This window comes from Bradyrhizobium sp. MOS003 (assembly GCF_003020125.1).
GTDB lineage: Bacteria > Pseudomonadota > Alphaproteobacteria > Rhizobiales > Xanthobacteraceae > Bradyrhizobium.
The window spans coordinates 182,962-204,256 of sequence record NZ_PYFW01000008.1 but is presented as its reverse complement, the minus strand read 5'-3'; the positions used below and the strand labels follow the sequence as shown (position 1 = coordinate 204,256).

General features: G+C 64.5%; 22 protein-coding genes. 8 read left to right on the top strand and 14 right to left on the bottom strand.

The window, feature by feature from the left end; translation table 11 throughout:
* The first annotated feature begins 9 nt into the window (after positions 1–9).
* Positions 10–510, top strand: a complete 501-nt coding sequence (locus C7G42_RS28320) for a peptide deformylase (protein ID WP_106952204.1) — start codon at positions 10–12, stop codon at positions 508–510.
* Between the two features lie 228 nt (positions 511–738).
* On the opposite strand, the gene C7G42_RS28315 is transcribed toward C7G42_RS28320, so the two are convergent.
* Both C7G42_RS28315 and C7G42_RS28310 read right to left on the bottom strand, forming a co-directional pair.
* On the bottom strand, positions 739–1,101 hold the full coding sequence (locus C7G42_RS28315; RefSeq protein ID WP_106952203.1) for an ArsR/SmtB family transcription factor: 363 nt from the start codon (positions 1,099–1,101) through the stop codon (positions 739–741).
* Entirely contained in the window at positions 1,101–1,763 is a 663-nt protein-coding gene (locus tag C7G42_RS28310; protein ID WP_106952202.1) for an SRPBCC family protein, read from the bottom strand. The genes C7G42_RS28315 and C7G42_RS28310 overlap by 1 nt, the downstream gene beginning before the upstream one ends.
* Positions 1,764–1,937: 174 nt before the next feature.
* Between C7G42_RS28310 and C7G42_RS28305 the strand changes: the two genes are divergently transcribed.
* A complete protein-coding gene (locus tag C7G42_RS28305) occupies positions 1,938–2,288 on the top strand; it encodes a EutQ-related cupin domain-containing protein (protein WP_106952201.1) in 351 nt (116 codons plus the stop codon).
* Positions 2,289–2,432: 144 nt separating this feature from the next.
* Here the strand turns inward: C7G42_RS28305 and C7G42_RS28300 are convergent, their stop codons facing one another.
* The 5 genes from C7G42_RS28300 to guaA all read right to left on the bottom strand — a co-directional run bounded on the left by C7G42_RS28300 (position 2,433) and on the right by guaA (position 9,365).
* Positions 2,433–3,311, bottom strand: a complete 879-nt coding sequence (locus C7G42_RS28300; RefSeq protein ID WP_106952200.1) for an AraC family transcriptional regulator — start codon at positions 3,309–3,311, stop codon at positions 2,433–2,435.
* A 210-nt stretch (positions 3,312–3,521) separates the two neighbouring features.
* On the bottom strand, positions 3,522–4,778 hold the full coding sequence (locus tag C7G42_RS28295; RefSeq protein ID WP_106952199.1) for a serine hydrolase domain-containing protein: 1,257 nt from the start codon (positions 4,776–4,778) through the stop codon (positions 3,522–3,524).
* 150 nt (positions 4,779–4,928) lie between these two features.
* A complete protein-coding gene (locus C7G42_RS28290; protein WP_106952198.1) occupies positions 4,929–6,236 on the bottom strand; it encodes a cation:proton antiporter in 1,308 nt (435 codons plus the stop codon).
* Between the two features lie 201 nt (positions 6,237–6,437).
* Positions 6,438–7,349 carry a hypothetical protein gene (locus tag C7G42_RS34895; protein WP_147250293.1) on the bottom strand — a complete coding sequence of 304 codons (912 nt, stop codon included), beginning with the start codon at positions 7,347–7,349 and terminating at the stop codon, positions 6,438–6,440.
* Positions 7,350–7,766: 417 nt separating this feature from the next.
* Complete coding sequence (guaA, locus tag C7G42_RS28285; RefSeq protein WP_106952197.1) at positions 7,767–9,365, bottom strand: glutamine-hydrolyzing GMP synthase; 1,599 nt, start codon at positions 9,363–9,365, stop codon at positions 7,767–7,769.
* Positions 9,366–9,514: 149 nt separating this feature from the next.
* Between guaA and C7G42_RS28280 the strand changes: the two genes are divergently transcribed.
* Complete coding sequence (locus C7G42_RS28280; RefSeq protein WP_106952196.1) at positions 9,515–9,886, top strand: nuclear transport factor 2 family protein; 372 nt, start codon at positions 9,515–9,517, stop codon at positions 9,884–9,886.
* 35 nt (positions 9,887–9,921) lie between these two features.
* Here C7G42_RS28280 and C7G42_RS28275 read toward each other — a convergent pair whose 3' ends face one another.
* On the bottom strand, positions 9,922–10,374 hold the full coding sequence (locus tag C7G42_RS28275) for a winged helix-turn-helix transcriptional regulator (RefSeq protein WP_106952195.1): 453 nt from the start codon (positions 10,372–10,374) through the stop codon (positions 9,922–9,924).
* A gap of 96 nt (positions 10,375–10,470) precedes the next feature.
* Here C7G42_RS28275 and C7G42_RS28270 point away from each other — a divergent pair, with 96 nt between their 5' ends.
* The 3 genes from C7G42_RS28270 (at position 10,471) to C7G42_RS28260 (ending at position 12,600) form a co-directional block, all read left to right on the top strand.
* A complete protein-coding gene (locus tag C7G42_RS28270) occupies positions 10,471–11,733 on the top strand; it encodes an MFS transporter (RefSeq protein WP_106952194.1) in 1,263 nt (420 codons plus the stop codon).
* Positions 11,734–11,793: 60 nt separating this feature from the next.
* Positions 11,794–12,126 (top strand): DHCW motif cupin fold protein, encoded by a 333-nt coding sequence (locus C7G42_RS28265; RefSeq protein ID WP_106952193.1) that lies wholly within the window; start codon positions 11,794–11,796, stop codon positions 12,124–12,126.
* A 264-nt stretch (positions 12,127–12,390) separates the two neighbouring features.
* Positions 12,391–12,600, top strand: a complete 210-nt coding sequence (locus C7G42_RS28260) for a cold-shock protein (RefSeq protein ID WP_008141931.1) — start codon at positions 12,391–12,393, stop codon at positions 12,598–12,600.
* A gap of 208 nt (positions 12,601–12,808) precedes the next feature.
* Here the strand turns inward: C7G42_RS28260 and C7G42_RS28255 are convergent, their stop codons facing one another.
* Complete coding sequence (locus C7G42_RS28255) at positions 12,809–14,110, bottom strand: RsmB/NOP family class I SAM-dependent RNA methyltransferase (RefSeq protein ID WP_106952192.1); 1,302 nt, start codon at positions 14,108–14,110, stop codon at positions 12,809–12,811.
* A gap of 34 nt (positions 14,111–14,144) precedes the next feature.
* Entirely contained in the window at positions 14,145–14,567 is a 423-nt protein-coding gene (locus tag C7G42_RS28250; RefSeq protein WP_199581190.1) for an MAPEG family protein, read from the bottom strand.
* 154 nt (positions 14,568–14,721) lie between these two features.
* Between C7G42_RS28250 and C7G42_RS28245 the strand changes: the two genes are divergently transcribed.
* Positions 14,722–15,336, top strand: coding sequence for an acriflavin resistance protein (locus tag C7G42_RS28245; protein ID WP_106952191.1), 615 nt, complete (start codon positions 14,722–14,724; stop codon positions 15,334–15,336).
* Positions 15,337–15,358: 22 nt separating this feature from the next.
* Here C7G42_RS28245 and C7G42_RS28240 read toward each other — a convergent pair whose 3' ends face one another.
* From C7G42_RS28240 to guaB, 3 genes are all read right to left on the bottom strand, one after another.
* Positions 15,359–15,658, bottom strand: coding sequence for a hypothetical protein (locus C7G42_RS28240; RefSeq protein ID WP_106952190.1), 300 nt, complete (start codon positions 15,656–15,658; stop codon positions 15,359–15,361).
* A gap of 153 nt (positions 15,659–15,811) precedes the next feature.
* The gene (gene curA / locus C7G42_RS28235; RefSeq protein WP_106952189.1) at positions 15,812–16,834 is read right to left on the bottom strand and encodes an NADPH-dependent curcumin/dihydrocurcumin reductase; all 1,023 of its coding nucleotides are present in this window, start codon (positions 16,832–16,834) and stop codon (positions 15,812–15,814) included.
* Between the two features lie 250 nt (positions 16,835–17,084).
* A complete protein-coding gene (gene guaB, locus C7G42_RS28230; protein ID WP_106952188.1) occupies positions 17,085–18,575 on the bottom strand; it encodes an IMP dehydrogenase in 1,491 nt (496 codons plus the stop codon).
* 434 nt (positions 18,576–19,009) lie between these two features.
* Between guaB and C7G42_RS28225 the strand changes: the two genes are divergently transcribed.
* Entirely contained in the window at positions 19,010–20,500 is a 1,491-nt protein-coding gene (locus C7G42_RS28225; protein WP_106952187.1) for a DHA2 family efflux MFS transporter permease subunit, read from the top strand.
* A gap of 107 nt (positions 20,501–20,607) precedes the next feature.
* Here the strand turns inward: C7G42_RS28225 and C7G42_RS28220 are convergent, their stop codons facing one another.
* Positions 20,608–21,294: an RlmE family RNA methyltransferase gene (locus C7G42_RS28220; protein WP_106952186.1), complete on the bottom strand. Its 687-nt coding sequence runs from the start codon at positions 21,292–21,294 to the stop codon at positions 20,608–20,610.
* Between the last annotated feature and the right edge of the window lies 1 nt (position 21,295).

Here is a 21,295-nt window from a genome sequence, read left to right as displayed (position 1 = left end):
GAGGTGTGCATGACCATCCGCCCGATCGTCCGCTATCCCGACCGCCGGCTCGCGATGCCGGCCCGCCCGGTCACTGCATACGATGCCGGCTTGCGCGAACTCGCAGCTGACCTGCTCGACACCATGCGCGCCGCGCCCGGCATCGGCATCACCGCTCCGCATATCGGCGTGCCCTTGCGGCTCGTCGTGCTCGAGCTCGACGCCAAAGATGGCCCCCTCACCTACGTCAATCCGGTCATAGAATGGACCTCACCCGAGATGATCCTCCACCGCGAAGGCAGCGTCTCGATGCCGGGGGTCAAGGACGAGGTGCAGCGCCACGCGCGGGTGCGGATCAGCTATTGGGATCTCGACGGCAACGTGCGAAGCGAGGAATCGGACGGCCTGCGCGCCGTCTGCCACCAGCACGAGATCGACCAGCTCGACGGCATCTTCTGGATCCAGCGGCTGTCGCGGCTGAAGCGCGAGCGGCTGGTGAAGAAGTTCGAGAAGATGGGCCGGAGTTCGTAATGTACGCGCCCCCGCGGAGGACTATCGCATACGTCGCCTTGCGCGATCTGAGCGCGCGCCTCGTCCTTCGAGACGCCCGCTTCGCGGTCTCATCGGGATGAGGCTAAGCAGCGTCAGTGCGCTGACAACGAGTGCCACACATCAGGTCCTCATCCTGAGGGCCCGCCAACGGCGGGCGTCTCCAAGGATGGCAGCAGGCGAAGCCGCCCCACCTTGCGAACCGCATCCTCACGCCCGCTTCCCACGCCGCTTGGTGATCGGCGCGTTGCGACGCTCGCGCTTGCCGCGCGCGATCTCGGTTGCCAGCGCGTCGAGCTTCGGCTCCCAGAAATTCCGGAACTGGCCGACCCACGCATCCACCGCGCGAAGCCCGGCGACGTCGACCGAATAGAACCGCCTCTGCGCCTCCGCGCGGACGTTGGCAAAGCCGCTCTCTCGCAGCACCTTGAGGTGCTGCGAGACCGCCGCCTGGGTGATTCCGAACTCGGCCCCGATCATTTCGACGACCTCACCGGACGCCATTTCGCCGCGCGCCAGCAACTCGAGGATGCGGCGGCGCACGGGATCGGCGAGGACTTCGAAAACGTGCATCAGCTTCCTGTGCCGGGATGTGCGATGTCGGGCGGCATCTCGCCGCGATAGAACGCGATGGTCCGGTCGGAGCGCCGCTTCGCGTCGTCGGGATCGACTCCGCTGGCGACATGCGCCGCGCGCCAGGACTCGCCGCTGGTCGTCATGAACTCCTTGCCCTCCGGCGAGACCATCCAGGCCTCGGCCGTCTCATGGTCGACCGATGCCCCCGTCGCAACATAGCGATCCAGCCCCGCGAGCGCGAGGTCCCAGCCGACGCCCACCGCGCCCGGACCGAACTGAGTCCAGTGATCCTCGATGATGGCGGTGTGCTCGAGCGTCAGACGCGCCTGCTCTCGTTCGGCCGCCAGCGTGACGTCGATCCAGCTGATCGCGCCGCCGAACTCCCACGTCGCTGCGAAATGGGTCGGCGGCGTGCAGGCCGTGATGGTGCCGCCGGCGTTTCCCTTGACCTGGTAACGTCCGCCGAGCCGGAGGTCGCCCTCGACCGCCGCAAACCAGCGCGGAATGCGTTCCCTGCTGGTCACGGCGTCCCAGAGATCGTCGACGCCGGTGTCGTAGAGCCGCGTCAGAGTCACTGCGCTCGCGGGTTGCCCGTCCTTCTCGAAATTGCGCACCGAGCGCGCAACGAGGCCCAGAACTTTGGCGACGTCGATCTGCATGGCGTTTCTCCCGATCGTTTCGTTCGAGCGGAAATATCGGCCTCCACGAATATAAGTCAATACTTATATTAATGCGCCGCGCTGCGTCAAACCACCTCGCAGGCGGCGAACCAAACACCTGCCCAACGTCTATTCCGTCCCCACCCCATCAGTGCTCGCAGACGGAAGGCTGTCATGAAAGTTCGCAAATTCACCCTCGCCGATGCATCGTTCGAACGCTCACCCGGACAGGACGGCGAGATTTTCGCGGCGAATGTGATCGACCAGCGTCACGGCGGGCCGATCACCATCGGCTTCGGCCGTTACGCACCGAACCAGCAGCTGGACGAAAAGCTCGGCGTCGACGACGTCATGCTCGTCCTGGAAGGACAGCTCTCGGTCAGCAGCGCCGGCAGCACCGTCACGGCAGGTGCCGGCGAGATCGTCTACATGCCGAAGGGCGAGACGGTCACCATCCGCTCGCACGAGCAGGGTGCCGTCACCGCCTATGTCACCTATCCGCATTGGCAGGAGGCGGGCGAGTAAGCGCGAGCTCGCCCGCGGCCCATCCTTCGAGGCGCCCCCTGCGGCGGGCACTCAGGGTGAGGTCTTATCTTGCGGCCAGTTTCTTGGACCTCATGGTGAGGAGCCCGCACAAGCGGGCGTCTCGAACCATGAAGGCCAAGGTCGCTACTTGAGCGGCAGGAACAGCTCCGCCACCGTCTCATGCTCGGGCACTTCCGGGAAGAAGCTCAGCCGCTGGCAATAGATCGGGAAGTCGCGCGCCTCCTCGCCGCTGGCCGGAAGCCAGTCGCGATAGAGGTAGAGCGCGGCGGGCTCAAGATTATCGGTGTAGCCGACGACCCGCAGCACGGCGCAGCGTCCGCCGGGAATCTCGCCGGCCTTGATCTCTTCGCCATTCGGCTCGATCGGCTGGTCGGTCCCGACACAGAGGTCCGTGCTGTAAGCGGCCGGCGTCGAGGGGCGCCGTTCGGACCGCCAGACATTGAAGGTCGGATGTGTCCTGGGGTGCAGGCCCGCTGCCCTGCGCCAGGCGATGAATCGCCGGACGGTGTTGCCGAGCGTTGCCGGGTCGCCCCGATGCTCCATGATCGCAACCCGCGTCGTGGGTACGTCGCGGATCGTTACGTCGTCGTGGGTAAAAGTCCTCATGCGCTTGCTCCTCGCGTTATCGAGAGGCCCGAAGGCCACAAGCCACGGTTCCCAGTCCGGCGAGTTGCGAAACGACGACGGCGATTGCCCGAACCGTTGCCGAAAGGCGCGGGCGAAGGCATCCGGGGCATCGTAACCGGCATCCATCGCGATATCCGTCACGCTTTGGGCGTCACTGTAGGCCAGCCGGTAGGAAGCGCGCTTCATACGGGCGAGCTGGACATAGCGATGCACGGACAGCCCGAACGTCGCCGCGAACTGACGGTGGAAATGAAATTTCGAGAAGGCGGCAACAGCGCTCAGCCTTTCCAGGTCCAGATCCTCGTCGAGGTGCCGGTCGATATGGTCCAGCACCCGTCGCATCCGGTCCTGATAGTTGTGCAGCGCCGCCTTCATCGTCCCTCCTCCGTGGCGGCTCCATCTGGTCACGGACGGCTATGACGTGCTCGACCGATCTTGCGGTTTGGCTCACTGTCGTCGCCCGGCTTGACCGGGCGACCCAGTACGCCGCAGCTTTTCGGCCCAATCCCAACCATCTGTGGAATACTGGATCGCCCGATCAAGTCGGGCGATGACAGCGCGTGTGAGGCGCGAACGTGCGACGCCCTACCCGCCCGCCATCAGCGCCTTCGCCAGCGCCATGTAGGCCGGAAGCGTCACGGGATCGTTGGCGGCGTTGCCGGCGACGGGGTGCGAGGCGTAGCGCGCGATCACCATCTCGGCCTTGGGATCGATGTAGATGCCCTGGCCGTAGACACCGCGCGCCATGTAGGCGCCGTGTTCGTTGTGCGTGACCCACCATTGGTTGCGGTAGGACGCGCCGGGCAGCGTGGGATAGCCGGCCGGCGCGAACTTGGCGGGATCACCGCCGCACGCGATGTCTTCGACCACCTGCGACGGCACGATCTGGCGGCCGTTGAAGCGGCCGTGATTGCGCATGGTCTCGCCGAAGCGAGCCAGATCGCGCAACGTCGTGGAGAGGCCGCCGCCGCCGCTTTCGGTGCCGATGCGGTCGACGTGGTAATGCGCATCCTCCTCGGCGCCCATCGGCTGCCAGATCCGCTCGGACAACAGCTCCGCCAGCGTCAGGCCGCTGACGCGCCGGCAGATCCATGCGAGCACGTCGGTGTTGACGGTCTTGTAGGCAAAGGCCTTGCCGTGCTCGCCCTGCTTTGCCTGCGCGACGAGGAAATCGAAGATGTTGGTCGGGCCTTCGTAGTCCGGCGGGATCGGCGCCATGCCGTTGGCACGCCGCAGCCCCCACACATCCGAATTCTTGTCGGTGTAAACCTCGGTGTAGGCGAGCCCTGTGGTCATATCCATGACCTCGTGCACACGCGCGTCGCCAAACCCGCTCGCCTTCAGCTCCGGCACATAGTCCGTGACCGGCGCCTGCGGATCGATCTTGCCCTCGCTGACCAGGATCCCGGCGAGCACGCCGGTGAACGACTTCGTCACGGACATGCCGATATGCGGCTTATGCGGCTTCAGCGCGCCAAAGTAACGCTCGTAGATCAGCTTGCCCCGGTGCAGCACGGCGATGCCGTCGGTGTAGGTCTCCTCCAGCATCTTTGCGAACGTCATCGGACGGCCGTCCATCGTGATCGACGCGACCGCGCCGATGTACTGCTCCGCGCGCGGCAGCGGTGAGGCGGGCCCTGCCCCGCGCCAGACGTTTACGGTCGGCACGAGCTGGCGGATGTTGGACCACGCCCAGCGCAGCTCGGGGAAGCTGCGGAATGAGCCGTTCTGGAAGGTGATGAGGCGGTCCGGGGATGGCGGGAAGCCGCGCATCCAGCCGACGGTTTCGGGATCAGCTTCGGCAGCACTGGATGTTTGGCTCGAGGCAGTCGCGACAGACATAAAGGCGGGCTCCGGAAGGGAACGATCCGGACGTCGTATCACGAGAGCGCGAGACGGACACCCAACGTTTGCGCCGGGTACGCACGCGCGCTCAGGACGGCAACAAACTGCGCCGGCGACCAAACGGCATCGATGCGCGGACGCCCCGTCTTACGTCGAAGACGGTCCTTGCAGGCTTGGCGATGGAGTCGCATCGTCGACATCTGGATCGCGCCCTACACTCTTGTCGAGCTGTCGCATCACTGGCGTGACCGTCAGTCCGTGAAGCAAGATCGAGAGCAGCGCGACGAGGCCAACGATCGCCCACAGCCGCTCGCCCACGGTTAGCTCCATATGGTTGAGCCCATAGGCGAGATAATAGAACGAGCCCACACCTCGGATCCCGAAGAAAGCAAGCGTCATCTTCTCCGAAAACCGAGCCTTGAATCCAGCCAGGGCGATTAATCCGCCGACCGGCCGGATGATGAGCAGGATCGCCACGGCCGCAGCCACATCCACCAATTCGAGCGGGCGCAGCAAACCGCTGACCAGCGCCCCGCCGAACAGCAGCAACAGGACCATCATGGCCAGCCGCTCTACCTGCTCGGTGATGTCGTGCATTTGCCGGTTGAATTCGTGATCGCGGTGCGAGCGGCGCAGCGTCAGCGCGGTGACGAAAACGGCGAGGAAGCCGTAGCAGTGGATCAGTTCGGTCACGCCGTAAGAAACGAAGGTGGCCGAGATTGCGATCAGGCCGTCTCCCGTTTTGGCCAGCTTCGTGTCGGCAGGGACGTGGAACGTGAGCCAGCCGAACAGCCGACCAATGAGCCAGCCACCGATCAGGCCGGCGGAAATCTCCCACAGGACGTTGTGGAGAAGCCACTGCCCGGCCCAGGGTTTTCCCGTTGTCGCGGCCAAGCCGAGGGCGATCGCAAGATGCACGAACGGAAACGCGAAGCCGTCGTTCAAGCCTGCCTCAGATGTCAGCCCGAAGCGAACCTCATCCTCTTCCCCCGTCTTTGGAGGCCCGACCTGAACGTCGGACGCGAGCACCGGATCGGTCGGCGCGAGGCTTGCCGCCAACAGCAGCGCCGCGATCCAGGACAGGCCCAGCAACCACCCTCCCATTGCCGTGATTGCGAGGATTCCAATCGGCATTGTGATCGCCAGCAATCGCCAGGTGACGCCCCACTTCCGCCAACTGAACGGGCGATCGAGCTTCAACCCCGCCCCCATCAGCGCAATGATCACGACGAACTCGGTGAAACGCTCGGTGAGTTCGGGGTAATCGAGCGGCAGCGGCCGGAGCGTGACGGCCGGCAGCGAGAAGATCGCAGCTCCGATCCCGATGCAGACGATCGGAAGAGACAGGGGCAGCCGCTTCAGGGCGAGGGGTAGCCAAGCGACGAGCGCGATCAGCAGACCCCCTCCCGTCAGGATCAGGATGTATGGCTCTGGGGCTAAGGAGGAGACTTGCACCGACCTTCAACGCCGCAGAGCTGTGAACAGTTCACATGCGGATTGGGATTCTGTGGACTGGGCCCTATCGAACATTTCCAGCGCGCAGGCGCAGCAGCTGCGTGGTTGAGAAAAAACCGCCCCATAGGGCGGCTTCAGGATGCGGGACCATCCTCGACCGCATCCTCACGCGATTGCGCGCCGGCACGGGGCCGAAAATAACTACCTAGCAGTGGGCGGCCGCACGCCTCCGCGACGCTTGATCTTCGCCGCTACCCGGAACAGATCCGGCATGTTAATGCGGTCGCCGGACCGTTCTTCGACCACACCAATACTCTTTAGTGCATCCAGCAAAACCTCCTCGGCCGCACTGTGTCCTAAAGTACCTTCAAGTCCAATCGGACCGGGTCGACTGCTTCGACGAGCAACTTGATTGACCCGGGTCACAGTCCCTTGGCTCCGCCATCGCTTTACAAAGGCATCTGGGGGGCAGGGAACTTCGAGCCCCTCTAGGTCGTCGAGCACAGTTTTGATCCACGGATAGTCTTCGCCCAATTGATCCACGCGCACCGTTGAAGCCGCCTGAACACCCTCTCGAATACCAAGGTGATCGATCGGCGTGACCTTCGGATTAATTCGGGTTTGCGCTGCCTTACGCAAGGCAATGAGAAAACTACGGGGTGTAGTTTCATGGAAAGCGTCTGCGAGATGATCTATGACCCAAGTGTAAGTACGGCCTCGCCGTCGATCGGCCCCCATAAACTCGCCAGCAATCAAATTGAATATCGCTCGTTGAGTAGCTGCCGTCGCAACGTACTCAAGAATGCCAACTTCGGAATCGTTTAAGGCATCGTCAAACAATTCATCAGGTGTAGCTATCGGGAGGTCGCCCGCGTATGTTCCCATCTCCAACTTTACGGCGTTTGCAAGCGCGTCACGCTTCGCCGGTGCGATCTTGCCCCGAACGACGTACGTCAAATTTCCATCCGCATCACGTAGAAAACAATCTCGTCGAAGTGCTTTTGACCCCAAGTGCTCAGATACCAAGTCCGTGAATTTCGGCAAAGCTTCGTCGTAGCGGATTGTGGACTTAGTCCTCTGCGCCTTTCCTTTTTTTGCTTTCTTTCCCATCATCGCTTGAGCCCCGCGGCAGACATTAAACGAGCGGCATGTCCGCGCCAGACGTCATATTGCCGTTTCCCAACGGCGGCGTTTGGTGCATATCGATCGTTAACACTCCACCCATCCATCAATGCGCTCATTTTCAAAACAGTGTGGAGAGTGGCGTCACGTCGGCCCTTCAAATGCTTTCTCGCAACCGCTAGCAAGCTTGGAAAATGCACGTGCGGCACCTCCGCCGCGGGCCGCAAATTCTCGAGGCGATACTTCACCGCGCATTCAGCTGCGAAGCCCACGAGGTGACTTGCATTAGCCCACCGCGAGTCCTTCGCTAGGAGCTCGGAGTCCTGAAAATGCCGGGTTGCAGCCTCAGAGTAATTCTCAGCCATTGCTACATCGCATCATTGTTTGTCTGCCGCCTGTATTAGCCCCCTACTCCCACTCAATCGTCCCCGGCGGCTTGCTCGTCACGTCGTACACCACCCGGTTCACGCCCTTCACCTCGTTGATGATGCGCGTCGCCGTCTCGCCCAGAAACTTCATGTCGAACTGGTAGAAGTCCGCGGTCATGCCGTCGGTGGAGGTGACGGCGCGCAAGCCGACGACGAAGTCGTAGGTGCGGCCGTCGCCCATGACGCCGACCGTCTTCACCGGAAGCAGCACCGCGAAGGCCTGCCAGATGTCGTCGTAGAGGCCGTGCTTGCGGATCTGGTCGATGTAGACGGCGTCGGCCTTGCGCAGGATGTCGAGCTTGTCGCGGGTGATCTCGCCGGGGCAGCGAATGGCGAGGCCCGGGCCCGGGAACGGGTGGCGGCCGACGAAGATTTCGGGGAGGCCGAGTTCGCGACCGAGCTTGCGGACCTCGTCCTTGAACAGCTCGCGCAGGGGCTCGACGAGCTTCATGTTCATGCGCTCGGGCAGACCGCCGACATTGTGGTGCGACTTGATGGTGACCGAGGGGCCGCCGGTGAAGGAGACGCTCTCGATCACATCGGGATAGAGCGTCCCTTGCGCGAGGAAATCGGCGCCGCCGATCTTCTTGGCCTCCGCTTCGAACACCTCGATGAAGAGGCGGCCGATGGTCTTGCGCTTGGTTTCCGGGTCGGTGACGCCTTCGAGTTCGCCCAAGAACTGCTTGGAGGCATCCACGTGCACGAGCGGGATGTTGTAGTGGTGGCGGAACAGGTCAACCACGGTCTTGGCCTCATCCAGGCGCAGCATGCCATGGTCGACGAACACGCAGGTGAGCTGGTCGCCGATGGCCTCATGGATCAGCACGGCTGCGACCGCTGAATCGACGCCGCCGGAGAGGCCGCAGAGCACCTTGCCTTGGCCTACCTGCGCGCGGATCTTGGCGATCTCCTCCTCGCGGAAGGCGCGCATGGTCCAGTCGCCGGAGAGGCCGGCGATCTTGCGGACGAAATTGCGAATGAGTTTCGCGCCGTCGGGCGTGTGCACCACTTCGGGGTGGAACATCAGGCCGTAATATTTGCGCGTCTCGTCCTGGATGATCGCGAACGGCGCGTTCGGCGAGGTGCCAGCCACCGAGAAGCCTGGCGGCATCTTGGTGATGCGGTCGCCATGGCTCATCCAGACCTGGTTCTTGCCGCCGGGTGACCAGACGTCCTCGAACAGCTGGCTCGGCGCTCTCACCTCGACATCGGCGCGTCCGAATTCGCGGTGATGGCCGCCTTCGACGGTGCCGCCGAGCTGCTCGGCCATGGTCATCTGGCCGTAGCAGATGCCCATCACGGGCACGCCGGAATCGAAGATCAGCTGCGGCGCGCGGGGGGAGCCTGCCTCATGCACCGACTCCGGCCCGCCGGAGAGGATCACCGCTTTCGGCTTCATCTCCTTGAAGGCCTGTTCGGCCTTGTTGAACGGGACGATCTCGCAATAAACGCCGTCCTCGCGCACGCGGCGCGCGATCAGCTGCGTCACCTGGCTGCCGAAATCGACGATGAGAATCTTGTCGTGCGCCGAGGCCACGGAGGGCGTCGACGCGGAGCGGTCGTGCTGTGCTGCTGTCATGGCCAGCAGATACGCGACGTGCGACCGGCCCGCAACCGCGCGGGGCACGCACCCACATTCTTCTTTGGGCATGGACAAATGAAAATAGGTCAGTATTCTTGACCTAATTGGCTCCCGATCACAGAGGAGCCCAATCAGGGAGAACGCTTATGTCACCGCACCATCAGCCATCAACGCTCGCCGCGCTCGGCCGGACCTGGGTCGAGGCCTGGAATGCGCGCGATCTCGAGCGCGTGCTCACACTCTATGACGAGGCGGCCGTGATGACGTCCGACCGTATCCCCATGCTGGGGTTCGATGCCAGCGGCACGGTCCGTGGCAAGGATGCGCTGCGGGCCTATTGGGGCAAGGCGCTCGGGCTGATCCCGAACCTGCATTTCACGGTGATCGACGTTTTCGTCAGCCCGGACAGCGTGGTTGTGTTCTACGAGAACGAGCGCGGCAAGCGGATCTGCGAATATCTGCGGGTCAACGAGGCCGGGTTGATCGTGCAGGGTTCGGCGAACCATCTGCCGCACTGACCCCGCGATCCCAGCTTGAAGAGGCCGGTGCGCCTTCAGCGCTTGCGCGCGCCGGCCTTTCTCACCCTGGTGTCCGACCATGTCAGGGGCCGGCCGGCCCGAGACGGAAGCACGAGCTTGCCGACCGGCTGGCCCGCCTCGTCCACCAGATCGGAATGCACTTCGCCTCGGGCGTACAGATTGGCCTCGCCCCACTGGCGCAGGCTGACGACGACCGGAAAGAGGTCGCGCCCCTTCTTCGTCAGCGCATATTCCTGATAGGCGCTGCCGTCCGAGGCCGGAACCGGTTCGAGCACGCCGAGCTCCACCAGCCTGTGCAGGCGCGCGCTCAACATGCCCTTGGCGATGCCCAGATTCTTCTGGAAATCGCCGAACCGGCGCAAGCCATCGAAGGCATCGCGCACGATCAGCAACGACCAGACGTCCCCGATGGCATCGAGCGCGCGCGCCACCGGGCAGCTCGCCTCGGCAAAACCGGTCCGTTTCATTCACAGCCCCTTCAGACTGGTCCTAAAATAAGACTGGACAGCATCTGATGCAACTGGTCTTCTTTTAAGACCAGATGGAATGCGCCGGAGACGACGATGACGGGGAACGACACCGCGCCCGCGGGACTGAAAGCTGGTGACGGCAACTCGACCGGGCGCGGGCTCTCTCCCGCCATGGCGCTGCTGTTCGCGCTGACCTGCGGCCTGAGCGTCGCCAACATCTACTTCGCGCAGCCCCTGCTCGACGCCATGACGCACGACCTCGACATCGCGCCCGCCGCGATCGGCATGGTGGTGACATTCACCCAGATCGGCTACGCCCTCGGCCTGATCCTGATCGTGCCGCTCGGCGATCTCCGGGATCGCCGCCGCCTGATCGTCGGCCAGACCGTGCTGTCGGCGATCGCGCTCGTCGTGGTCGGCACGGCGACGCACGCCGCGGTGCTGCTTGCGGGAATGGCGCTGGTCGGCGTGCTGGCCGTCGTCGTCCAGGTCCTCGTTGCCTTTGCGGCGACGCTCGCGACGCCAGACGGGCGCGGCCGCGCCATCGGCACCGTCACCAGCGGCGTGGTCGCGGGCATCCTGCTGGCGCGGTTCGCCTCCGGCGCGCTGGCCGATATCGGCGGCTGGCGCATGGTCTATTTGGTCTCGGCCGGCCTCATGCTCGCCCTCGCCGCCCTGCTGGTGCGCGTGCTGCCGCCCGGCCGGCCGACCGCGATGGCCGGAGCGTCCTATCCGTCGTTGCTGCGCTCGACGGCCGCGCTGTTTGCCGCGGAGCCGCTCCTGCGCGAGCGCGCGCTGTTTGCGTTCCTGATTTTCGCGGATCTCAACGTGTTCTGGACGTCGATCGTGCTGCCGCTCTCGGCGCCTCCCTTCGCGCTGTCGCACACCACGATCGGGTTGCTCGGCATCGCCGGATTCGCTGGAGCACTTGCCGCGCGCAATGCCGGGCGCCTCGCCGATCTCGGATGGGGCCAGCGCACCACCGGGCTCTCGCTGATGCTGATGCTGGCGGCGTGGGCTCCGATCGCCTGCCTGGAAGCCTCGCTCTGGTTCGTGGTCGCAGGTGTCATCATGCTGGATTTCGGGCTTCAGGCCGTGCATGTGACCAGCCAGAGCCTGCTCGTCGCCGCGCGCCCGGATGCGGCCAGCCGGCTGATCGGCGGCTACATGGTGTTCTACTCGGTCGGAAGCGCTGTTGGCGCGATCACCTCGACGATGGTGTATGCGATGGCCGGCTGGACCGGCGTCTGCATGCTCGGCGCCGGGATCAGCGCCGCCGCGCTGCTGGTCTGGGTCATGATTGCGAGCAGGCTGCAGGTGCCTGCCGCGTGCGCATTGACGCACCAGCAAAGATGAGGACTGCGGCGGTCGCATCCGATAACAAGGGCTCCGCCGGCTCTGAAACAGGACCTCCTCATGAAGCTCCCCACCTCCCCCTTTACCGTCACCGACTGGAGCAAGGTCAGCCCGACCAAACATGCCGGCGAGCGCGGTGAGGCCATTTGGCGCACGCTCGACATCGGCGATCTCCGGGTCAGGATGGTGGAATATTCGCCGGGTTATCTGGCCGACCATTGGTGCGATCGCGGCCACGTGCTCTACGTGCTGAAGGGCGAGCTCGACAGCGAGCTGCGCGACGGGCGAAAATTCAAGCTGACGGCGGGGATGAGCTACCAGGTTTCGGACTACGGCGACGCCGCGCACCGGTCTTCGACCGCAACCGGGGCGACGCTCTTCATCGTGGACTGAGAAACGACCGACGGTTTATTTGCACCGCAAAATAGCAAAGTCGTGCGACGTGCCGGGTCGCGGGTGATGCCTTGAACTGGCCCCAAATTCTCGCTATATTGTGATCATCGATACTTGGCCGAACGACTGGGCCGCTTCGCTTCGTTGCTGACGGGCGCGCACGCTTCAGATGACTTCTCCAAACATCGACTGAACAGGACTATGGGCGCATGCCGCGTACCGGTCCACGTGCGTAGGCTCTTTAACTAACTAAAGGAAATTCCCATGGCTATGGGCACCGTGAAGTGGTTCAACACCCAAAAGGGTTATGGTTTCATCCAGCCGGACGACGGCCAGAAGGACGTATTCGTGCACATCAGCGCCGTCGAGCGCGCTGGCCTCTCCTCCCTCAACGAGGGTCAGAAGGTCTCGTTCGACATCGTCGCCGATCGTCGCAGCGGCAAGTCCTCGGCTGACAATCTCCGCGTCGGCTAACGCCAACGCATCGTTCTGACCACGGACGTACCGGCAGAACGCCAGAGCTCGAAAACCCCGCGGCCGGGATCCGGTCTGCGGGGTTTTTGTTTTGGCAACTGGCATTCAGGGTCGCGAAGCGAGAGCCCGGAATCCATCGAACCGCACGTACTGCGCGATGGATTCCGGGCTCGCCCTGCGGCCGCCCCGGAATGACGGCGGAGTGTGGTTAGCCTACCTTCTTAAGCACCGACACGAAAAATCCGTCGGTCCCGGTCCGCCGCGGCGTCATCAGCCACCCCTCCGGCGACTGCAGCGCGGCCTCGCCGAAAGCCTCCGCCTTGTCCCAGAGCACGCTCGCAGTCTGCTCCGGCGGGACGGGCGCAAACTCGGGATGGCGCGCGACGAATGCCCTCACCTGCTCGCCGTTCTCTTCCGACAGCACCGAACAGGTGATGTAGGCGATGCGGCCACCGGCCTTCACCAGCGGCACCGCGCGCTCCAGCACCTCGGTCTGGTCGCGCAGGCGAATCTCCAGCGCGCCGGGACGCATGCGCCATTTCGCGTCGGGGTTGCGACGCCACGTCCCGGTTCCCGTGCAGGGCGCATCGATCACGACGAGATCGGCGGTGCTGCTGATGTCTGCCAAGGGATCGGCGTCGCCCTTTGGCGTGCGGACCTCTGCATTGTGGACGCCGGCGCGCGACAGCCGCTCGTGGATCGGCGCGAGCTGGCGCTTGTCGCTGTCGGTCGCGATCAGCCGGCCCTTACCCTGCATCAGGGCAGCGAGCGCCAGCGTCTTTCCGCCCGCACCGGCGCAGAGGTCGATCACCTGCTCGCCGGGTTTTGCAGCGGTCAACTGGGCCGCAAGCTGCGACCCCTCGTCCTGAACTTCAATCGCACCCTTGATGAAATCCTCCTCGGCCTGGATCCCGGGGTTGCGCGCATCGGCCGAAAGCGCGATGCGCAGGCCCGTTGCCGACCAGGGCGTCGGTTTCGCATGAAGATGAGCAAGCGACTGCAGCGCCTTGTCGCGATTGGATTTTAGCGTGTTGACGCGGAGGTCGAGCGGCGCACGGCTGGCCATCGCGGCCGCCTCCGCCGCGCGGTCCTCGCCGAACACTTTTGCGAGGTGCGGATCCAGCCATTCGGGATAGTCGCCGGCAATCGCGGCCGGCGCGTCCTTGAGGGACCGATGGCTGAGCGCCGCCTGCTCGGCCTCGGTCAGCGGCGCCGGCGCGAAGCGGCTGCCGTCGAACAACGCGCCCATCGTGGCCGTGTCCATGTCACGCTCGAGCCGGAGCATGCCGATCAGCCTAGCACGCGCGGTATCGGACTCCATCAGGAACGCGCTCGAGGCGTAGCGGCGCAGCACGTCCCAGACCAGGCCGGCGATGGCGGCGCGGTCACCCGAGCCGGCAAAGCGGTGCGCGGTACCCCACTCCTTCAGCGCCTTGGCAGCGGGCACGCGGTCCTTCTCGATGGTGTCGATCAGTTCGATGGCTGCGGACAGCCGGGCAGCGGGAGTCATTTGAATCTTTCAGGTCAGGATTGGCGCGCAAGCGTCAGATCAACAACAGCATCTTCAGCGCGAAGTAGATCCACATTGCGAGCAGCACCAGCACGCTGGCGAGCCAGACCGTGGAGCGCCGGCCGAGATCGTTCGAGGACACGAACACCCCGGCATGGGCAAAGCGCGTCACCACGAACACCCAGGACATCAGCACGATGAAGAGATCGGCATGGCGGAGCGGGAGCGCCAGCGCGATCAGGACATAGAACAGCACCGGCAGTTCGAACTGGTTGCGGTAGCAATTGGCGATCTGCGTGGCGCCCTTCGGCCAGTTCGGCTCGCCGAGTGCAATGTCGCGAATTTTGGTCTCGCCCGCGACCAGGGTGCGGCGGCGCGCCAGCACCATGCCGATCAGCAGCGCGAAGGTGAGACCCACCTGCACGAACACAGGCAGCAGAACCATTTGGATGGACATCGGAACTTTCCCGTAAGGCGGCATGCCGCGGACCGTCATTAGCCGCGTCCGCTGGCCCTGACAATCAACGAGTTGAACCGGCGTTCCCGTTTCCGCGACCAACCGCCGATAGTTAAAGCGATTTTGCTCCTTCGGGCCGCACGGCGAGCCAGCCATGACCACCCTGTCCAGCCTTCTGATTGACTCCGCCGACGGCAGGCTGGGCATCCTGATGTCGGCGCTGTCGGGTGTTGCGGCCGCCCTCGCGGTCGCGCTGGCAATGACCGTGTACTTGCGCCTGTCCTACCGCAGCTGGCGCGATGTGGTCAGGCATGGCCTCGCCACCCTCGCCGCGCTCGTCCTGTTTGCCTTTGCCGCCTACGACATGCGCCATGCCGCAGCGGCCTATCTCGGCCTCAACCCGTCCAAGCCGGCGGTCGAGTTCGAGATCCGCATGCCCCGGGAAACGTTGACGACCGCGTCCGATTCCCAGATCGAGCTGCACACCGACCGCAACCAGACCCTGGCGCTGGTCGACGGTGTGAGCGAACTCGGCGACGGTCGCTCGCTGCTGCGCGGCGCGGTCGCGCTCAACCACCGCACCGCGGACCGCGTGCTGGTCGTGAACCTGCCGGGCAAGGGCATTTTCGAATTCCGCCTCCGCCTGCCCGCCGAGCCTCATCGCTCCCAGGAGTTCGGCCCCTGGCACCTCGCCGACCGCATTGCCTCGCCGCTCGCCGACACCGTGGCGCCTCAAGACGCCTACAAGATCCGCTATCGCGTGCTCTAAACTTTGTTGAGCTGTTCAGCGCTCAGGCGACGCTCTTGAGATCCTGCTGGATCGCGGCGAGCAGGGATTGCAACGCGTCGCTGTTCACCGGCCTGGCCGAGAGATCGTTGGCGGGCGGCTGCCTGACGGGCTGCGCGGCCTTGACCGGGCGCTTCGGGAATGGCGGCGGCGGTTCCGGCATGGCCGGGCGGGCAAGATCGCCCTCATGGTCGACATGGACGAACTTGCCATGAATGACGTCGTCGTGACGACCCATGATGAACATGGCCGTCCAATAGCCGGCGGCAAGCAGGATAACGCAGAAAACACTGATCTCTAACATCGCAGCACCTAAAATATGCCCGATGATTCAATGTCTTCGCCTTGCGGTCAATGAACCGACGGTCACACCTGCGGCTTTTACGGAGCAGGTGTGGCCGATCGGTCACTCTTTATTAACCATATTCGTCCGCCTTCGTGGGGCGGAGGTGGTGGTTCAGACCTTGTCCGGCCCGACCCGAACCAGCTGCTTGCCGAAATTGGCGCCCTTTAGCAGGCCGATGAAGGCGCTTGGCGCGCTTTCCAGGCCCTCGGTGACGAACTCCTTGTATTTGACCTTGCCGTCGCGGACCCAGGAGGACATGTCGCGCAGGAAGTCGCCGTGGCGGGAGGCGAAGTCGGAGACTATGAAGCCGCGGAAGGTCAGCCGCTTGGTCAGCGTCGCGCGCATCATGCTCGCGGCCCATTTCGGCGGCTTGGCTTCGGTATCGTTGTAATGCGCGATCAGGCCGCAGACCGGCACGCGCGCGAACGGGTTTAGCAGCGGGAATACCGCCTCGAACACGGCGCCGCCGACATTCTCGAAATAGACGTCGATCCCTTTCGGGCAAGCCTCTTTCAGCTTGGCGGCAAGATCGGGATCGCGGTGATCGATGCAGGCATCGAAGCCGAGCTCTTTCACGACGTAGTCGCACTTGTCCTTGCCGCCGGCGATGCCAACCGCGCGCGCCCCCCTGATCTTCGCGATCTGGCCGACGGCCGAGCCGACCGCACCGGAGGCACCGGCCACGACGACGGTCTCGCCTTCCTGCGGCTTGCCGATGTCGAGCAGGCCCGTGTACGCCGTCATGCCGGGCATGCCGAGCACGCCGATCGAAGTTGAGATCGGACCGAGCTTGGGATCAACCTTGATCAGGCCCTTGCCATTCGAGATCGCGTTGGTCTGCCAACCCGTGCGTGCACGGACGATGTCGCCCTTGGCGAAGTCCGGATTGTTAGAGGCGACAACCTCACTGACCGCCTCGCCTTCCATCACGCCGCCGACCGGCACCGGCGCGGCATAGGACGGACCATCACTCATGCGTCCGCGCATATAGGGATCGAGCGACAGCCAGATCGTGCGCAGCAGGACTTCGCCTGCGCCGGGCGTCGGCACCGTGAATTCCTCGATGCGGAAATCAGACGGCTTGGGTTCGCCGACGGGACGGGCGGCGAGAACGATACGTTTGCCTTGGGACATGGCTTCCTCCGAATTGTGTTTCGGCGTGAACGGAAGCGGAGGCGGCGAGGCGCGTCAACACAAAAGCGGCGGAGCCACACACGCGCTGTCATCGCCCGACTTGATCGGGCGATCCGGTATTCCAGAGACGGTCGCAATTGAGCCGAGAAGCCGCGGCGTACTGGATGCCCCGGTCAAGCCGGGGCATGACACCGTCCTTGAGGCAAGCGCGTCGATACACACGCGCTCGCGCGGTGCTGAGAGCGAGCGTCTAACCCCCGCCCGGATAGTTCGGGCTCTCGCGGGTGATCGTGACGTCGTGGACGTGGCTCTCGCGCAGGCCCGCGCCGGTGATGCGGACGAACTGGGCCTTCTCGTGCAGCTCCTTCATGTCCTTTGCGCCGACATAGCCCATCGCGGCGCGCAGGCCGCCGGCGAGCTGGTGCATGACATGGCCGACCGCGCCCTTGTAGGGCACCTGGCCCTCGATACCTTCAGGGACGAGCTTGAGCGTGTCCTTGATGTCCTGCTGAAAATAGCGGTCGGCCGAGCCGCGCGCCATCGCGCCGACCGAGCCCATGCCGCGATAGGCCTTGTAGGAACGGCCCTGCCACAGGAACACTTCGCCGGGTGTCTCGTCGGTGCCGGCCAGCAGCGAGCCGACCATGGCGATGTCGGCGCCGGCGGCGAGCGCCTTGGCGAGATCGCCGGAGAACTTGATGCCGCCGTCGGCAATGACGGGAATGTCGGCCTTCTTCGCCGCCTCGACCGCATCCATGATCGCGGTGAGCTGGGGAACGCCGACGCCCGCGACGATGCGCGTGGTGCAGATCGAGCCCGGACCGATGCCGACCTTGATGCAGTCAGCGCCCGCGTCGATCAGTGCCTGCGTGCCTTCAGTGGTGGCGACGTTGCCGGCAACGACCTGAACCGAGTTGGACAGGCGCTTGATGCGGTTCACGGCATGCAGCACGTGCCGGGAATGGCCGTGCGCGGTGTCGACGACGATGAGATCGACGCCGGCATCGATCAGCCGCTCGGTGCGCTCGAAGCCGGTATCGCCAACGGTGGTGGCGGCGGCAACGCGCAGGCGCCCCTGCGCGTCCTTGCAGGCGAGCGGATGGGCGACCGCCTTCTCCATGTCCTTCACGGTGACGAGGCCGACGCAGCGATATTGCTCGTCGACCACGAGCAGCTTCTCGATGCGATGCTGATGCAGCATCCGCCGCGCCTCGTCCTGGCTGACATTCTCGCGCACCGTGACGAGACCTTCATGGGTCATCAGCTCGGAGACTTTTTGCCGGCGGTCGGTGGCAAAGCGCACGTCGCGGTTGGTGAGGATGCCGACCAGCTTGCCGGGCGTGTTCTTGCCGGCGCCGGTGACGACGGGAATGCCTGAGATGCCGTGGTCGTTCATCAGCTTCAGCGCGTCGTCGAGCGTGGCATCGGGGCTGATGGTGAGCGGGTTCACCACCATGCCCGACTCGTAGCGCTTGACCTGCCGCACCTGGGCAGCCTGCCCTTCGGGATCGAAATTGCGGTGGATGACGCCGAGACCGCCGGCCTGCGCCATGGCGATCGCCATGCGGGCTTCGGTGACGGTGTCCATGGCCGAGGCCATGATCGGAATGTTGAGCGGAATGGCGCGGGTGACGCGGGAGCGGATGTCGACCTCGCCGGGCATGACGTCCGACAGGCCCGGCTTCAACAGCACGTCGTCGAACGTAAGGGCTTCGCGAATGCCTTGTTGCACCGTGGCCATGTGCCAACTCCTTCCGCGGCCCTGCCGCAAATGCTTATGGATGAGCGCCACCCTCGGCGTACCTTGCGGCATCGCCTGAGAATCGGAGCCCATCGGTGGGGTTGACGCGGGTCGATAGCACGGCCGTGTGACGAATCAAAGCAATTCGGATGGCTGGCCAGCCATGCACAGGCTTTTTGGGTAAATTCAGCGTGGATAGCCCGTGCGTGACCTACCGTCGTTCCCGCAGCGGTCCCTGAGGCCAGATGGATTCTCAGGTGCGCAATTGCGCACCATAGCTCGCGCCGAGGAGCGCGCCCCGGAATGACGAGGGTGCCAGGCACGCCGTTGTCGCGCAGGATTTAGGTGCTATGCGTCGAACCGCAATGGTCCCGGCTGGACAGCGGTGGTAAGCCGCAACTCCACCCTCTTCCGATTTTCATTACAATTCCGTCATGGTCGACAAGCAACGCGTCATTCCGCTGATCGTGGCCACTGCTCTCTTCATGGAGAACATGGACTCGACCGTGATCGCCACCTCGCTGCCTGCGATCGCGGCCGACATCGGCACCAGCCCGCTGACGCTCAAGCTCGCGATCACGTCCTATCTGCTGTCGCTCGCGGTGTTCATCCCGGCGAGCGGCTGGACCGCGGACCGGTTCGGCGCGCGGATGGTGTTCGCGATCGCGGTCGGCGTGTTCATGGTGGGATCGATCGGCTGCGCGCTCTCGGGTTCGGTCACCGATTTCGTGTTCGCGCGCATCCTGCAAGGCATGGGCGGGGCGATGATGACACCGGTCGGGCGTCTCGTACTGCTGCGCTCGGTCGACAAGAGCGCGCTGGTCAACGCCATGGCCTGGGTGACGGTCCCTGCCCTGATCGGTCCGGTGATCGGCCCGCCGCTCGGCGGCTTCATCACGACCTATGCGTCGTGGCACTGGATCTTCCTGATCAACATCCCGATCGGGCTGCTCGGCATCTTCATGGCCTTGAAGTTCATCGACCCGATCAAGAGCGAGGAACGCGAGCCGTTCGACCTCTATGGCATGGTGCTGGCGGGCATCGGCCTCGCCGGCATCGCCTTCGGCCTGTCGGTAGCCGGTCTCAACCTGCTGCCATGGAGCACCGTCGCCGCACTGATCGCGGGCGGCGCGATCTCGATGACGCTCTACGTCATCCACGCAAGGCGCACGGGCTCGCCGGTGCTCGATTTCTCGCTCCTGAAGCTGCCGACGCTACGCGCGGCCGTGCTCGGCGGCTTCCTGTTCCGGCTCGGCATCGGCGCGCTACCGTTCCTGCTCCCGCTCCTGATGCAGATCGGCTTCGGGCTGTCGCCGTTCCACTCGGGTCTCGTCACCTTTTCGTCCTCTTTGGGGGCGATGGGCATGAAGACGCTGGCCGCCCGCCTGATCCGCACCTTCGGCTTCCGCAACCTGATGACCGTGAATGCGATCATCAGCGCGTTCTTCCTCGGCGTCTGCGCGCTGTTCACGGTGACGACGCCGCTGCTGATCATCATGGTGATCCTGGTGGTGGGTGGCTTCTTCCGCTCGCTCGAATTCACCGCGATCAACACCGTCGCCTACGCTGACGTGGAGACCCCGCAGATGAGCCGCGCCACCACGCTCGTCAGCGTCAACCAGCAGCTCGCAGTCTCGGCCGGTGTCGCCGTCGGCGCGGCCTGCGTGGAAACGACGATGTGGTTCCACCATGTCAGCGAAATCGACGCCACCGTGTTCGCTCCCGCCTTTCTGGTAATCGCGCTGACCTCGGCGGCATCGAGCTGGTTCTTCTGGCAGATGCCCGTCGATGCCGGCCACGAAATCTCCGGCCGCAAGGCCGTGGAGATCGCCAGCCGCAAAGGCGCCGGCAAGGGTGCAGAGAAGGCGGGGGTGAAGGCCGCGTCCGAGGATACGCAGGACGTACGGGATCAAAGGTTGGGGTAGTCTCTCTTCTCGTCATTGCGAGCGAAGCGAAGCAATCCAGAATTTTTCCGTTGAAGCAGTCTGGGTTGCTTCGTCGCAAGAGCTCCTCGCAATGACGGAGTTGGCGGCTATTCCTTCGTCCCACCCCGAAATCCCGTCGCCAGCACGTAGCGTTCCGAGGAATCCTGCCGGCTCGCCGCCGGCTTCACATGGCGCACCGTCGCAAAGTCGCGCTTGAGCTGGGCGAGCAGATCGGCATCGGCGCCGCTCTGGAACGTCTTGGCCAGGAACGCGCCGCCGGGCTTGAGCACGTCGCAGGCAAACGCCGCGGCGGTCTCGATCAGGCCGACGATGCGGAGCTGGTCGGTCTTGCGGTGCCCGGTGGTGTTGGCGGCCATGTCGGACATCACAAAGTCGGCGCCGCCACCGAGCATGGCCTTGAGCTTTTCCGGGACATCGTTGTCCATGAAATCGAGCTGCGCGAAATCGACGCCGGCAATCTCAGGCATGTCCAGCAGGTCGATCGCGACGACCTTGCCCTTGCCGTCGACCGAGCCGACTCGCTTGGCGGCGATCTGACTCCAGCCGCCCGGCGCCGCGCCGAGATCGACCACCGCCATGCCGTGCTTCAGCAGCCGGTACTTGTCGTCGATCTCGAGCAGCTTGAAGGCGGCGCGCGAGCGATAGCCGAGCGCCTTGGCCTTGACGACGTACGGATCGTTGAGCTGCCGCTCCAGCCAGAGCTTTGACGACAATTTGCGCTTGCCGCCGGTCTTGACCTGGACGTGCAAGCGGCCGGTGGTGTCTTTCGCCATC